At 49.7% G+C, this 12,350-nt stretch carries 22 protein-coding genes; 13 read left to right on the forward strand and 9 right to left on the reverse strand.

Annotated features, from left to right (window positions below; all coding sequences use genetic code 11):
* Positions 1 to 324 precede the first annotated feature (324 nt).
* From ED901_RS11220 to ED901_RS11250, 8 genes are all read right to left on the reverse strand, one after another.
* Complete coding sequence (locus ED901_RS11220) at positions 325 to 1,008, reverse strand: antitermination protein (RefSeq protein WP_122095940.1); 684 nt, start codon at positions 1,006 to 1,008, stop codon at positions 325 to 327.
* On the reverse strand, positions 1,005 to 1,361 hold the full coding sequence (locus tag ED901_RS11225) for a RusA family crossover junction endodeoxyribonuclease (RefSeq protein WP_122095941.1): 357 nt from the start codon (positions 1,359 to 1,361) through the stop codon (positions 1,005 to 1,007). The genes ED901_RS11220 and ED901_RS11225 overlap by 4 nt, the downstream gene beginning before the upstream one ends.
* Positions 1,361 to 1,783: a hypothetical protein gene (locus ED901_RS11230; RefSeq protein ID WP_122095942.1), complete on the reverse strand. Its 423-nt coding sequence runs from the start codon at positions 1,781 to 1,783 to the stop codon at positions 1,361 to 1,363. The genes ED901_RS11225 and ED901_RS11230 overlap by 1 nt, the downstream gene beginning before the upstream one ends.
* Positions 1,783 to 3,174 (reverse strand): replicative DNA helicase, encoded by a 1,392-nt coding sequence (locus ED901_RS11235; protein ID WP_122096117.1) that lies wholly within the window; start codon positions 3,172 to 3,174, stop codon positions 1,783 to 1,785. Before ED901_RS11235 ends, ED901_RS11230 begins: the two co-directional genes overlap by 1 nt.
* Positions 3,174 to 4,235 carry a replication protein gene (locus ED901_RS11240; protein ID WP_122095943.1) on the reverse strand — a complete coding sequence of 354 codons (1,062 nt, stop codon included), beginning with the start codon at positions 4,233 to 4,235 and terminating at the stop codon, positions 3,174 to 3,176. Before ED901_RS11240 ends, ED901_RS11235 begins: the two co-directional genes overlap by 1 nt.
* Positions 4,228 to 4,389, reverse strand: coding sequence for a hypothetical protein (locus ED901_RS25115; protein WP_162997853.1), 162 nt, complete (start codon positions 4,387 to 4,389; stop codon positions 4,228 to 4,230). The genes ED901_RS11240 and ED901_RS25115 overlap by 8 nt, the downstream gene beginning before the upstream one ends.
* Before the next feature lie 78 nt (positions 4,390 to 4,467).
* The gene (locus ED901_RS11245) at positions 4,468 to 4,965 is read right to left on the reverse strand and encodes a YmfL family putative regulatory protein (RefSeq protein WP_122095944.1); all 498 of its coding nucleotides are present in this window, start codon (positions 4,963 to 4,965) and stop codon (positions 4,468 to 4,470) included.
* A 65-nt stretch (positions 4,966 to 5,030) separates the two neighbouring features.
* Positions 5,031 to 5,258: a transcriptional regulator gene (locus ED901_RS11250; protein ID WP_371414305.1), complete on the reverse strand. Its 228-nt coding sequence runs from the start codon at positions 5,256 to 5,258 to the stop codon at positions 5,031 to 5,033.
* A 44-nt stretch (positions 5,259 to 5,302) separates the two neighbouring features.
* Between ED901_RS11250 and ED901_RS11255 the strand changes: the two genes are divergently transcribed.
* Entirely contained in the window at positions 5,303 to 6,007 is a 705-nt protein-coding gene (locus ED901_RS11255; RefSeq protein WP_122095946.1) for an XRE family transcriptional regulator, read from the forward strand.
* A 486-nt stretch (positions 6,008 to 6,493) separates the two neighbouring features.
* Positions 6,494 to 6,691 (forward strand): hypothetical protein, encoded by a 198-nt coding sequence (locus tag ED901_RS11260; protein ID WP_122095947.1) that lies wholly within the window; start codon positions 6,494 to 6,496, stop codon positions 6,689 to 6,691.
* Here ED901_RS11260 and ED901_RS11265 read toward each other — a convergent pair.
* On the reverse strand, positions 6,688 to 6,879 hold the full coding sequence (locus tag ED901_RS11265) for a hypothetical protein (RefSeq protein ID WP_162997854.1): 192 nt from the start codon (positions 6,877 to 6,879) through the stop codon (positions 6,688 to 6,690). The genes ED901_RS11260 and ED901_RS11265 overlap by 4 nt on opposite strands.
* A gap of 10 nt (positions 6,880 to 6,889) precedes the next feature.
* Here ED901_RS11265 and ED901_RS11270 point away from each other — a divergent pair, with 10 nt between their 5' ends.
* The 11 genes from ED901_RS11270 (at position 6,890) to ED901_RS11315 (ending at position 12,301) form a co-directional block, all read left to right on the forward strand.
* A complete protein-coding gene (locus ED901_RS11270; RefSeq protein WP_122095949.1) occupies positions 6,890 to 7,096 on the forward strand; it encodes a hypothetical protein in 207 nt (68 codons plus the stop codon).
* Positions 7,097 to 7,429: 333 nt separating this feature from the next.
* Positions 7,430 to 7,588: a hypothetical protein gene (locus ED901_RS25120; protein ID WP_162997855.1), complete on the forward strand. Its 159-nt coding sequence runs from the start codon at positions 7,430 to 7,432 to the stop codon at positions 7,586 to 7,588.
* A gap of 12 nt (positions 7,589 to 7,600) precedes the next feature.
* Positions 7,601 to 7,762, forward strand: a complete 162-nt coding sequence (locus tag ED901_RS25125; RefSeq protein WP_162997856.1) for a hypothetical protein — start codon at positions 7,601 to 7,603, stop codon at positions 7,760 to 7,762.
* Entirely contained in the window at positions 7,753 to 7,932 is a 180-nt protein-coding gene (locus tag ED901_RS11275; protein WP_122095950.1) for a hypothetical protein, read from the forward strand. The genes ED901_RS25125 and ED901_RS11275 overlap by 10 nt, the downstream gene beginning before the upstream one ends.
* On the forward strand, positions 7,919 to 8,590 hold the full coding sequence (gene exoX / locus ED901_RS11280) for an exodeoxyribonuclease X (RefSeq protein WP_122095951.1): 672 nt from the start codon (positions 7,919 to 7,921) through the stop codon (positions 8,588 to 8,590). The genes ED901_RS11275 and exoX overlap by 14 nt, the downstream gene beginning before the upstream one ends.
* The gene (locus ED901_RS11285) at positions 8,590 to 9,273 is read left to right on the forward strand and encodes an AAA family ATPase (RefSeq protein WP_205965088.1); all 684 of its coding nucleotides are present in this window, start codon (positions 8,590 to 8,592) and stop codon (positions 9,271 to 9,273) included. Before exoX ends, ED901_RS11285 begins: the two co-directional genes overlap by 1 nt.
* Positions 9,273 to 9,956, forward strand: a complete 684-nt coding sequence (locus tag ED901_RS11290; protein WP_122095952.1) for a hypothetical protein — start codon at positions 9,273 to 9,275, stop codon at positions 9,954 to 9,956. The genes ED901_RS11285 and ED901_RS11290 overlap by 1 nt, the downstream gene beginning before the upstream one ends.
* Before the next feature lie 60 nt (positions 9,957 to 10,016).
* Complete coding sequence (locus ED901_RS11295; RefSeq protein WP_122095953.1) at positions 10,017 to 10,220, forward strand: hypothetical protein; 204 nt, start codon at positions 10,017 to 10,019, stop codon at positions 10,218 to 10,220.
* Positions 10,221 to 10,696: 476 nt separating this feature from the next.
* On the forward strand, positions 10,697 to 11,089 hold the full coding sequence (locus ED901_RS11305; RefSeq protein WP_122095955.1) for a hypothetical protein: 393 nt from the start codon (positions 10,697 to 10,699) through the stop codon (positions 11,087 to 11,089).
* 84 nt (positions 11,090 to 11,173) lie between these two features.
* A complete protein-coding gene (locus tag ED901_RS11310; protein ID WP_122095956.1) occupies positions 11,174 to 11,680 on the forward strand; it encodes a hypothetical protein in 507 nt (168 codons plus the stop codon).
* 393 nt (positions 11,681 to 12,073) lie between these two features.
* Positions 12,074 to 12,301, forward strand: a complete 228-nt coding sequence (locus ED901_RS11315) for a hypothetical protein (protein ID WP_122095957.1) — start codon at positions 12,074 to 12,076, stop codon at positions 12,299 to 12,301.
* Positions 12,302 to 12,350: the final 49 nt, after the last annotated feature.

Below are 12,350 nucleotides of genomic sequence, written 5' to 3' on the forward strand. Positions count from 1 at the left end.
ACTGTTGGGTAATACTATTGATCCCCTGTGGGCACACATCTGAAGAAACTGGATGTAGCAATGACTCCCATGCACAACCAGACAATAGTAAACACAAAAGGACAGTAAAAAGTATTCTCATAAATCACATCCCAATCATCTGTTGGAAAATGATATCAAAATAATGCATCTGTAATTGGATATTGATTTACTCAAATAAAAAAGCCCCGGCAGATGCCGAGGCTTAAATCATTGGGTTATTAAAACCCCATCATTGGGAGGAATCTATTACACTTTCGGCAAGAATGCAACTAACGCGTCGCTAAAATTAGCAATAAGTTGAAATTATGCCGCCATCGTATCGCTACGCGTTATTTTCATAAACTGCGCGTCTGCCTGGGATTCCTCGGCCTCGCAGCGGCTGATCAGTTCATCGTAGAATGGTTTCCAATTCAGCGACCAAGTACGTTGAGGCAGCTCAGGCAACAACGCATTTACCGCGCGGTAAGCGCGTGAGGACGGGGAGGCTTTCAATCCAGTACCGTGACAACGCGGACATTCACGCTCCTCAGGCTCACTATATTGCCCTTCGGCCAGGCCCATCAAAGCATAATCGCAAACGACTCCCCCGCCGTTCGCCAGCGCTATTGCTGCAACTTTTCGGCGGCCTTTGCACTGCGGGCAGCGCACATGAGGATCATCTGCAGTGCGGCAATAAACCTCTACCGCCTGACCACAGAGAATCAACATGGCCTTTGCCATTCGTCGACCAGCAACTTTGCCGATAGTCACTGGCGCTATCTGCATGGCAATCTGCGCCAGCAGCTTTACAGCCTTATCCCTGCTCTGCCGGTCTTTCATGTGTTTTGCGAAGAACAGAGCGAATCCCAGTTCAGCGCGCGCCTGCGCCATACCCAGAGCAGCCATCACATCGGTACCGGTCAGGGCAGCAGATGCTGTCGCGCGCGATGAGTCACTGATCATCAGGCTTTTCGGTGAAAAATGCTTAATAGCTGCTTCGAGATTCATGCTGTTTCTCCAATAATTATCTGACCGGTTTCACCCCAAACCTTAGAGACGCGACCGTCCCAGATCCGGCAGTCGTCTTCGAAAATCGCATCGAGCAATGCTTTTTCCAGATTGTCTTTGTCTGGTTTCTGCTGGTGAGGTTTGCCAGCCATTTCTGTCTTTTTCTTTTTGCTCCAGCTGGCGGGCATGGGCAACACAAACGTGACGTGCCAGCCGCAATCAGGCAGAGAAATGCGGTTGAGCCGCACCTCGTCGCAGAAGGCGCGATAACGCAGCACGGGCGGGCGCTGTTTCCAGCGGTCTCTCTGCGTCATTCGTGGCTTTGGAATGGGCGTTATCGCGTAGGTTTTCATTAGGCTCCCTGTTGTGTTCTTAGTTGCTGGTATTCGCAGCGCGCCGGAATGGTCAGGCGGATGCCGCGCTGACGCGCCCACGTATTTAGCTGGTCGAGGTAAAGCCTCATTTCCCCGGTCTCGAGTAACTTGGTTGATTTCACGTATCGCGTTTCACCCATGACGGTGATCGCCTTCGCCGGACAATAAATCTCTTTGAGGTATTCATGCAGCTGCTCGCCGGTAAAAGTACCCTTTCCGGCTTTTACGAGCTGCCCGGCGATTTCGCCGTTCCATTTCCATAGCAGCGCGTTCTGGCTTACTGAACGCTTGTCATGCCACTCTTTGATGCTGACGCGGTAGCGCTTACCGGATGCGACCAGCTCTTTCAGTACAGGCCACAACTGCGCCTTAGTGGTTTCGTGCAGGCAGAAGTCATCCATCAAAAATCCTCCTTCCCATAACGGCGGCCTGCAGCTGCTGGCGCTGATTGGCGCTGTTTGCACATCTCGGCGGCGTGCGCCTGATCCGTTGGCTTGAAGTGGCCGTTTTTGAACTGCTGGTAAACGGTACCGAGCTCACCAAATCGGTTCTTGGTCACGATGATTTCAGCGAACGGCGCGGCAGGGCTTTCCGGGTCATACACCCCTTCGCGATACAGCATATAAATCCCGTCGGCGTCCTGCTCGATGCTCCCCCCGTCGCGCAAGTCAGAGTTAACCGGGCGCTTCTGGCCTTTCGGGCGTTTCTCCACGTCGCGCGAGAGCTGGCTGAGTGACATCACCGGTGTTTTCAGATCTTTCGCCATACGCTTCATGCCGCCGGATATATGGGCGATCGCCAGATCGTTGCGTTCAACACGCGGCTTCTCGATCAGTCCGAGGTAATCGCAAAGGATGAGAGAGAGATTTGGATATTTCCGTTTGTGCCGCTCCGCAATCGCGCGGATCTGCTCTATGGTGAGCTTCGATGCATCCACCACCCACACCTGCAGGCCAGACAGGCGCTTAATTCCCATCGATATGCGCGCCCAGTCCTCATCGTCCATCCGTGATGGCTTGCGCAGGGCTGAAACAGGCATATTGGCAGCGCCAGCCAGCTGGCGTTCAATGACCTGCTGCGCGCTCATTTCCATGCTGAAAATCAGCACGCCGCGCGGGAAAACGTCTTCCCCGATCCGAATAGTGCTTTCCGCCACGCCTTCGGCCACGGTCAAAGCAAACTCGGTTTTGCCCATGCCAGGACGCGCCGCAACGATTATCAAATCTTCGTTGTTTAGTCCGCCGGTAATTTCATCCAGCTCAGGAATACCGGTTTTCAGAGTATCCGACTCCTCGCCGTTCAGGAGACGATGTTCCAGCAATTCGGCATATGAGCCCATCAGCTCATCGATGTGAACGGGCTGAACCTCATCCGCCGGCCGGTTGATGCTCATCACCTGACTGACGAACTCCTGAATGGTATCGATCGCCCGTTCGTGGTTATTCGCACCGGTGATCTGGTCGTAATAGGTTTCCATCAGTTGGGAGAACTGGCGGATCTGAGAGAACTCGCCGACGATGCGCGCATAGCCTTTCAGGTTGGCCGCTGACGGACACTGGCGCATGGTTTCCATGACGTTAGCGAACTGGTCATTGCCCATTGCCTCAGCCACCAGCAAACCGTCGATCAGGCCGCGATTATTGGCTTGACGCTTAATTTCCTTAAACGTGTCTCGGTAAAACGGCACTGAGAAAGACTCATGGCTGAGAGTAGCCAGCACATCCGCCGCGTCTGGGGTATAGCCGTTCAGCAGCAGGCCGCCGATCACGCTTGCCTCGATATCCGTATTAATCACAGTGTTCCCTCCCGTACTTTGCGCAGCGTCTCTGGCTTCATCAGGTAATCAAAATTGGCGTGCCAGCCAAGGCCATCAGCGCCACCAAAATAATATTCACGGGCATCGGCAAGGAACGCCCTGAAGTACGCACGGAAACCTTCCGGTGTCTGTTTGGCAAGATGGCTCGCCAGCTCACGGATAGCGATCGAGCGGTCCCGGTATAAATCGGCTGGCGCCATGCGCCCAGCGGTCACTTCGTTGTAGGCGTCAATCACTGCCTGACAATCGATATCTACGCAGGTTTTCTGCCAGACCTCAGCGTCGGACAAGTACCCATCAAACCGGCTTACGCGGCAGATATTGGCAGGCTTAGCCACGGTGTTATTTCGGCGCTTCCAGGTCATCACTACCCAGCGAATAACTAACTGCAGGTCTTGCAGTGTGTAGGCGCTGCGAGACTTGGTTTCTGTCAGTAGCACTGCGAAAGGTTCTGCAGAACGGCAACTGCCTTGGGTGATCTCGTTGTAATACTCGAGAGCCTGTTTTGCTTCTGCCAGAACTTGTTCTGAAAACTCCTTCTCGGTTTCCCCCTTGGGGGCTTTAGGGGGATCTGTTTTTAATGTCTTTGGAATAATGTCTATGGTGTCCCCCTGTTTTGAGGGATAGCTCTCCCCTAGATTGAGGGATTTTTTATCCCCTGATTTGAGGGATAATCCCTCGTTTTGAGGGAGCGCCCATTCGGATACGTTTTTGTTGATACCAATCATCTGGCCTAAAGCAGATAACACGTTCATTTTCAGTAACTGCACACGCGTTTCACTCACGCGTTTTACAGGCAACTTTGCAATCTCGGAAAGCTGAGAGTTAGCTATCCGGTCACGGGGTTTATTCCAGCCGTATGTCAGCCTGATCACAGCCAGCAGAACCTTAAACTGACGCTTAGTGAAATCAGCACCTGCCAGCTCCTCCAGTATCATTGTTGCCAGCCGTGTATACCCATCATCAAGATCGGCCACGCGACGCTCCTCCCGCACTGTTGCTGCGCGGAATTGAATAATTTCAGCGGTGCTACTCATCCGTTTTATCCTCATGCTGCGCCTGCACCTTGCGCCATTCAGACGCAAAGCGTTTTTGAAATGCCTTGGGCGCCGCACCGATAGGATCGGCAGGCCGAACGAAGTCATAGCGGGTAAATTCTCGGGGTTGCGCAGCGCGCTTGTTCTTGTGCATAATGTTTAAAACCTCAGTGGTTTTTGCAGAAGTGATGGCCGTACTGTTCCCGCAGTACGGCTTTTCTTTTTGCAGTGTTCACTCTTCACCGCCCGGCCTGTGGAACAGCGCCAGCGAGTGCTGCTGAAATGCAGTAATGCTGTTGATCAGCACGTTGCCTTCAGACATAAAACGCTTCTTCTCCGCGTCATCGATCACGCCATCGGCTGTAATCTCGTCATACGTTTCCGCCAGCTTGCCCATGCGCACGGCCATTTCGCGGAACATGCGCCCCAGCTCGATATCGTCCAGCTCGTCCATATTTGGATTTGGCACGAAGGTACCGCCGCTGCGGAACGCGATTTCGTGCGCCAGCCGTGGATTACCAGCAGCTTTTTGCAGAACCATGGCGAAACCGAGGGGCATTACCTGCCCTTTCAGTTCTTTCAAGCGGTTATAAACGCCGTCTTCAGTCGTTTTTAGCCACTTCGCCGCTTCGAAATATCCACCAGGTAAATCTGTGATCAGATCCCGGCAAACATCGACATACCACTCAGGCTGTTTTTCGACGAGCCAGTTGGGGGCCTTCTTGTCCACTGTCTAGATCTCCGGATCGTGGTTATTTGAGAAACAATTGCGTGTTAGTTTTCGATTATTACTGCTCAGGCAACCTTTACCGGATGCGGGAAAAGTTCGGGTAAATCTGGACGAATTTGATATGCCTGGATTTGCCCCCCCGTTGCCTCTACAACAGCCGGAACCTTCTCCGGAGAAACACGCTTCTTGTTATGTAACCAGCACCAGACGTTCGGCTGACTTACACCAACGCGAAGAGCAAATTTTTTTTGGCTCCCTACCATTTGGATTGCTCGATTAATGGTTTCGTTGATCATAAAAAAATAACCTTGAGATTGAACACGTGAAAATAATAACTATGAGACTTAACAAAAGCAATACCCTTGGATATTTGACTAAAAATATCCGTGGTTATATGTTCGCCGGTATGAACAAAACAACGCTCGCTCAAAGATTGAAGATGGCAATGGAAGAGGGTGGCTTTACGCAGGCATCGCTTGCGGAGGCCGCAGGAATCTCACAACCTAGTATTTGGAAAATTGCCGCTGGAAGAAGCCAGGGTTCGGTTAAATTAGTTGATATTGCTAAAGCCTTAGGGGTGAGGCCTGAATGGCTGGCAGACGGTACTGGGGATATGAAAAATTTTAAGGAGGTTCCATGGTCCGATCAGGATCACAAAGAGAGAGGAGCTTCTGAAAGAATTTATTATGACCCATCAAGAATGATGGAAATATGGGATGAAAACGGCCCTACAGGTATGTATACCGTGGTCCCAGACATAGTCGATACCAAAAATGCCCACGCTTATCGCTTGAAGTTCCCAACTGGGTTTCCGGAATTACCGGATGGTTCGATGATCGTTGTTGACACCCGTGAACAGCCGGGTAATCAAGATTTTGTTTTCGCTGAGATAAAAGGCGTTCCCTCAGCATACAAATTTATATCAAGGGGCGGTGATAACTATCTTGATGTGGGTGATTCTCGCCTTCCGCTTATCCCAATGAATGATGATGTAAAGATTATTGGTGTCATCGTATACATGGCGCGTTCACTCAAACGATAAATCTCCTTATATGCCTTGCGTCGAAAGTTTGAAGCAGGGCACGCTTCTAAATACTTACCAACACCAACCCTCAAATACGCTCCTGTCATTACCGAAACTCCCACCTCAAAAGCACTGTATATAAACACGGTCTTGAATATCCATCCTACGACTTAAAAAATCAAGTTATTTTCTATTTAGCTTGCAAAAAACACCCTTGAAAAAAAACCTTAAGACTTTAACACCTTATTTTTCATTACATTAAACCCATGGGTTTTAAATTAAATAACTTAGGGTATTGCCATGAAAAATAACCTTAGGTATATTTCACTCATCGACAGCAACCACTGTCACCAAGAACAGGCATCGGGTGAGCCATGAAATCACTCCCAGCCCCGAGAGGGACCGACTGGCGACGAGCTCTTTAGAAAAGTGTTTTTACCACTGCCCCTGTTAACCGGGGGCTTTGGCAAGACCATTATCACAACGTGAAGGTAGGAGGAGAAATTGGAAAACGTACTTCTTATTGAAGATGATGAAACGAGTGAATTGTTGGTAATTCCGCATTCATCAATCAGTTATCTGATAGCGAAAAAAACTGAACAGCAAGGTGAGTTCACCCTGCTTGTATTGAACTGTGGGAAAACACAAATGCTCGACATGCCGGTAAAAGAGGCGTCTGAGCGGTTTTTTAAGAACCCTTAGAAGTCAGTTCTTGGCGGGTTCTTCTTCCGCAATTCACCATACTTATTGCTGACCAGCCAATAAAATTCTGGGTAAACCTCATCGTACTTCCGGAAGAACAGATTAGGGGTATCTAGCCCTTTTTGGGCGCTCAAAAAGGCGAATGTCAATTCTTGGGCTAATTTCTGGTGGGGATCAGAATTTTCCATCGAGGTTTCCATGTACGAAGTAAAAAATTTAACCGTCCTATTTCTTGAAGACGACGATTTTCAGAATCCCAATCTTACGATCGGGGACGGAGCTTTAAAAGATGAAGTCGACAAGGCATCACTTCTTGCAGAGGTCATCATTTACAAAAACATCATGATCAAGAACCGCTTCGGCAACGCAGCGAAATATCCCTTCACCCCATCTCTACCGCAATAAGTCAAAGAGTTACAGCCCGGAGTACCGCAGCAGTTCATTGGGCTTAAAAGTAAAGGCGGTGGATAGCTGGGCTATCATCCCAGCATACAACAGGTAAGAGCATTTCTCTGTGGCGAAGGAAACTCCAGAAGACCTCCCTGAACAGATTAATGCTCTTTCCGTTGTGTCGTAGCATAAAAGGCAATGCGCGGGGTTCCCTACCCCGGATCTGGTTCGAATCCAGCGACGCAGCTCTCTCCGTTAATCATCCAATGCTGTGTGTCTTCGCCCCATCCCCTTGGGGCATTTTTTTCACTCCATCGCAAAGAAGCCTGCCAGCGCGGGCGCTTTGTCATGGATTCAATCGGAGGTTCCAATGCAACGAAATCCACTTTCAACAACGCCGCGCCAGCGCACCTGTTCATCAATGCATGTCGCTTTGCCGGTCGTCTTGTTCAGCAGCTGCTGCACGCAGAAACACAGCTGGCCGGTCAGGCTGACTACTCACGTTAAACGGAGAACATCATGGAAATGAAGCCTGCACAAAAGATCCAGTACCGCCACAAGCTGTCAGGCGATGACGTTCGCAACTGGCAGCCGCTGACGTGGCGTGGCTTTTGGTTCCCGACAGCTCTGCTGTTCGCGGTGACGCTTTTCCTGCTGATGGTGGACGCCGTATGGATGTGAAGCCGAACGTGCCGAACAAGGCAAAAATCACGGAAGACCTGATTTTATCGCTGTGCATCGCTCGGCGCATGTCACCGGCGGCGCTCGAAAAGCTGGCTGTGCGGCTATCTCACCTCGAGGCAGTTCTCGATGCCCAAACTGACGCAGGAAATCAGCATGCCCATATTTAGAGTGATCGACACCGAAACCACCTCCATAGAGGGCGAAGTGATCGAAATTGCCAGCGTAGATATCGTAAACGGTGAAATCTGTAACCCCATCAGCGACTTTGTGCGCCCTTCTGAGCCTATCAGCTTTGAAGCTATGGCAATCCACCACATCACCGAGGAAATGGTCGCTGACGCGCCCCCAATCGCAGATGTGATTGATAAATACCTCGGCGCTGATCTCTACGTAGCCCACAACGCCGCATTCGACCGCGAGAAGTTGCCTCAGATCACCGCCCCATGGATTTGCACGCTGAAATTGTCCCGCAAGCTATGGCCGGAAGAGAAATCCCACGGCAACCAGTATCTGCGCTATCGGTTTGGATTAGATCCTCACGTTCCTGATGGGCTTTACGCACACCGCGCACTGTATGACTGCTACGTCACTGCCACCACCCTGCTCTACATGAACAGCCTGGCACACTGGAAAGTGTCAGAAATGCGGGATATCACCAATAACCCTTCGCTGCTGCACATCATGAAATTCGGGAAGTACAAAAACGAAACCTTCGTCGATATTGGCGCAAAGGACCCTGGTTACTTCCGCTGGTGTTTGGCAAACATGGAGCTGAACGAAGATCAGGAATTCACCATGAAACAGGCAATGGGAGCGATGTTCTGATGGGTACTCCAGTTCTGATACTCGGGGACTCCGGCGCGGGCAAGTCGTATAGCCTGCGCAACTTTGTGCCAGAAGAATGCCTTCTGATCCAATGCATCCCCAAACTACTCCCGTTCCGTTCGAAAGGCTGGCGCATTCACGGCCAGCCGGACGCCAACGGCGAACCGCAGCGCGGCAACGTTTTCCGTACCGATGACTGGAATGAAGTGCAGGACAAGATCCAGCGCATGGTTCTATCGAAATCGCGAAAGGTGCTGATCATCGATGACTTTCAGGTCGTCATGCAGCACGAAAATATGATGCGGGCCTACCAGACCGGCTACACCAAGTTCACTGAAATGGCCGATCACGTCTGGCGGATTATCACCGCCGCCACGCAGCTGCCGGACGACGTTCGCGTTTACTTTCTGGCTCACACCGAAGAAAGCGAAGGCAAGATCCGAATGAAAACCGCCGGGAAGATGCTGAACGAAAAGCTGACGCCTGAGGGGTATTTCTCCATCGTTCTGCGCGCCATCAAGAAAGACGGTAAGCACGTCTTCCTGATCAAAGGTGACGACAACGACACGGCCAAAGCCCCGCCTGACCTTTTCCCTGACCAGTCCGAAATGGACAACGACCTCAAAGCTGTGGACGTCGCTATCTGCGACTTCATGTCTGATTCCTTAGGAGCAACAATCTGATGCAACAACCAATGAGCTTTAAATTCGATCCGGAAGCAGCCAAAAAGGCTGGCACCATGGGTATCTCTGAGAACGGCGCTTATGAAGGCGTTATCTCTTCCGCTGTTTACACCTTCGGTAAAGACGGCAGTCAGTCGCAGGCGCTGGAAATTAGCCTCGACTCTAACGGCGCGAAAGCCAACTACCTGCGCATCAACTATCTGGGTAAGGACGGCGAGCCGACGTTCGGCATGGGTCTGATCTCCGCCCTGATGTGGTCGGCAGGCATCAAAGAAGCAGCGCCAGTTAAGGTGCAGGGGCCGGATGGAGTTGAATGGCACAATCAGGGTTTGGTTGGTAAATCAGTTGGCCTTGTTCTTCAGAAAACCCTGTATACGAAAGTCAATGGTGGCGAGGGTTACCGGATGGAGATCCGCCAGGCATTCAAGTGCGGGACCCGTAAAACATATGCCGAGCACGCCGAGAACCAACCAGCTGAAGCCGTCGACAAGATGGTTGCCGCACTGAAAGACAGAGATGAGCGCGATCCGAATGCTGGTACCAACGCGCAGCGCGCCAACGGCGCACACCCCCCAGCAAATCCTTATGCCAACCAGACGAATCAGACCAGAACATCTGGCCTGCAGAACCGTAACACAGCATCACAGCCGGTTCAGGACTTCGACGACGATATTCCTTTTTAAAAACAAGCAGCGCCAGCCCGCTCAGGGCTGGTCATCTCCCTTTCTATAGAGGCGATCACCATGCCTAAAGCAAAAACACATACCGCCATCGTCGTGCGTAACGACGGGCAGAAGCGCGTAAAAATACACATGACCGCCACGACGTGGGCCGTGTCTTCAAAAGAGTTTTACTACCGCGACACCGGCCAGCGCTGCGGCGGCCACGGTCGCGCCAGATTGCTACTGGATACCATCAAGCCGATCGAAGCGCCAGGTGCTGAGTAATGACCAGCGGGAAAGCGTATTGGGACGGACGGCAGGTAACTTGTCGCTGCCCCTCTTATGATTTTCCTCACAGATTCAGCGGCGGCAGATGCAACGGGTACCACATGGCGAAAGACTGCTTCGACAATCGTCTTAGCTGCCAGCATTGCAACTGCCTCCATCCCGGCGGCTGCGACGTGGTCAACGAGACCGAAAGCCCCGCTGAATGCCTGTACGTGCTGGATTTCTGCGCTGATTACCAAATCAAGTTACCGCACTGACTCATCAAATAGATGATCGATCATTTATTTCTGATCAATAAATGAGCGCCCCTTGTCCGACTACTCCAGTTGAACCTCAAAATAAGTTAGTCGTAAAATTTGTGGTCAGTAACACCCTGATGGTATTAGGCACTATTAGTTAAAAGCTGTTTTAGGTCATTTCTAAACATTCAGAAAAATAGTATTTTTGATGCCATTACATTTTTGAGGTCTGAAATGAAAATTAAGCCGTTAATTCTAGCCCTTGTGTTTGCCTCTTCTGTTTCACAGGCAACTGATTATGACATTGCAAATAAGTATAGTGAAAAGGCTAAGGTCTATGTTACCTGTGCTTTCTATGAGGGCTTGCAACATCTCTCTGATTTTAAAGAAAACAACGAGCATAAATTAATGAAGTATGCCGCGGAGAACTATATTAAATCAATGCATGAGTACGAACCTGACACCAACAGAGAAGAGCTATTGATTGACTTCGCAAGTTTTACTTCAGCACAACAGGCGTTGTTATGGGATGCCGATCCGGGACTAAACACCAATGCAGTAAAACAGGAAGCGGGAAGACTCTATAGCAAAGCGAATTGCCCATTATTGTTAGATGCTATTAAATGAAGACCTTACAGTATGTTGACAACAACATACATATCGACAGTTCTATATCTGGCAAGATAATTATTCACATGAAAGAGGAATTTTATGATTGACAGTAATCGCATAGTCGTACTTTTTGGAGTTGATAACCCACCTCCTGACAATCTCTTACAAGCAATTTTCGATTTTACGATGGGGTTTTACTATGCTGAGCAACGTCTTTTTGACCGGAATGCTGGCTTAAATGAAACCGATAATTACGCCGAAAACCTCATCCATCTAACACAAGAAAATCCTGTAAATTCAGATAGCATCTTTGATTTTTTTAAGCAACGCTACACAAACGAATTCAATGGCCCTGACGCGTTGGAGAGTCTCGCTGATTATCAGCCTGGGGCTCGGAATGCTATTTATGAAAAGTTAACAATTGACGAACCTACTGATGCGCAGAAGGTTTCTGCCTGTTTAAAAGTGATTATAAGATTGAGGCACAATCTTTTTCATGGGAACAAGGGAAGAGCTATTGAGATAGACCCTCAAGGACAAAGTCTCTTGATTCGTCGAGCAGTTCAATATTTATCTGAGTGGCTTACAAGAATCCCCCCGAGATAACTCACGTTAATCAGGCTGAATAAGGCGCCCTTTTGTATTTCTAAACGTATAGGATTAGAAATGGCAAAATTGAGTATCCCCGACCTGCGCCCGGCCGTTCATGACAATTTCGGTGATGAGCGATCAGGCGGCGCAAAAGATTAAGCATCTGGTGCGAGTTGAATAGGCATCACAGCATGTCCTACAACTTATCGCTTGGTTACCAAAGCGGCCCGCGTATACAGCTCAGCCTGAATGACACAACGGTACTGTTTCTGAAGATCGGTTAAGCGTTGGGCGTTGATGTCGTCGCGCTCATCGAAAAATTAGGAGATTGAAGAAGGATAAAAATTCTATACATGAGCTAAAATTATCCAAGTATTTAGTATGCCGCTAATCAAAAGGATGTTTTCTATGAGTTTAGAATTTAACTCTGAAGGTGCTCGTATCGGAATTGCAGAACACAATCAAAAAATTGAACGGTTAGTTGAAGAAGAATCTGAAATTACTCAAGCAGCAACTGAAGGCAGACCATTTAGCCAGCAACGTCTGGATGATATTGGGCAGGAAATAATCCGTAGAAAGAAGGAAAAAGACAAACTTCAGAAGGGTTTGGATTCTTTAGAGAAGCCAAAAGGTTGATAACTACATCCGCTATATAAGCCGCCTACGGGCGGTTTTTTTACGTCTG

This window comes from Rahnella sp. Larv3_ips, assembly GCF_003697865.1.
Taxonomy (GTDB): domain Bacteria; phylum Pseudomonadota; class Gammaproteobacteria; order Enterobacterales; family Enterobacteriaceae; genus Rahnella; species Rahnella rivi.

Coding starts and splice junctions, on each gene's coding strand:
- ED901_RS11220 (WP_122095940.1), bottom strand. CDS start 1,008: ATGAATCTCGAAGCAGCTATTAAGCATTTTTCACCGAAAAGCCTGATG.
- ED901_RS11225 (WP_122095941.1), bottom strand. CDS start 1,361: ATGAAAACCTACGCGATAACGCCCATTCCAAAGCCACGAATGACGCAG.
- ED901_RS11230 (WP_122095942.1), bottom strand. CDS start 1,783: ATGGATGACTTCTGCCTGCACGAAACCACTAAGGCGCAGTTGTGGCCT.
- ED901_RS11240 (WP_122095943.1), bottom strand. CDS start 4,235: ATGAGTAGCACCGCTGAAATTATTCAATTCCGCGCAGCAACAGTGCGG.
- ED901_RS25115 (WP_162997853.1), bottom strand. CDS start 4,389: ATGCACAAGAACAAGCGCGCTGCGCAACCCCGAGAATTTACCCGCTAT.
- ED901_RS11255 (WP_122095946.1), top strand. CDS start 5,303: ATGAGACTTAACAAAAGCAATACCCTTGGATATTTGACTAAAAATATC.
- ED901_RS11265 (WP_162997854.1), bottom strand. CDS start 6,879: ATGGAAAATTCTGATCCCCACCAGAAATTAGCCCAAGAATTGACATTC.
- ED901_RS11270 (WP_122095949.1), top strand. CDS start 6,890: ATGTACGAAGTAAAAAATTTAACCGTCCTATTTCTTGAAGACGACGAT.
- ED901_RS25120 (WP_162997855.1), top strand. CDS start 7,430: ATGGATTCAATCGGAGGTTCCAATGCAACGAAATCCACTTTCAACAAC.
- ED901_RS25125 (WP_162997856.1), top strand. CDS start 7,601: ATGGAAATGAAGCCTGCACAAAAGATCCAGTACCGCCACAAGCTGTCA.
- ED901_RS11275 (WP_122095950.1), top strand. CDS start 7,753: ATGGATGTGAAGCCGAACGTGCCGAACAAGGCAAAAATCACGGAAGAC.
- exoX (WP_122095951.1), top strand. CDS start 7,919: ATGCCCATATTTAGAGTGATCGACACCGAAACCACCTCCATAGAGGGC.
- ED901_RS11285 (WP_205965088.1), top strand. CDS start 8,590: ATGGGTACTCCAGTTCTGATACTCGGGGACTCCGGCGCGGGCAAGTCG.
- ED901_RS11290 (WP_122095952.1), top strand. CDS start 9,273: ATGCAACAACCAATGAGCTTTAAATTCGATCCGGAAGCAGCCAAAAAG.
- ED901_RS11295 (WP_122095953.1), top strand. CDS start 10,017: ATGCCTAAAGCAAAAACACATACCGCCATCGTCGTGCGTAACGACGGG.
- ED901_RS11305 (WP_122095955.1), top strand. CDS start 10,697: ATGAAAATTAAGCCGTTAATTCTAGCCCTTGTGTTTGCCTCTTCTGTT.
- ED901_RS11310 (WP_122095956.1), top strand. CDS start 11,174: ATGATTGACAGTAATCGCATAGTCGTACTTTTTGGAGTTGATAACCCA.
- ED901_RS11315 (WP_122095957.1), top strand. CDS start 12,074: ATGAGTTTAGAATTTAACTCTGAAGGTGCTCGTATCGGAATTGCAGAA.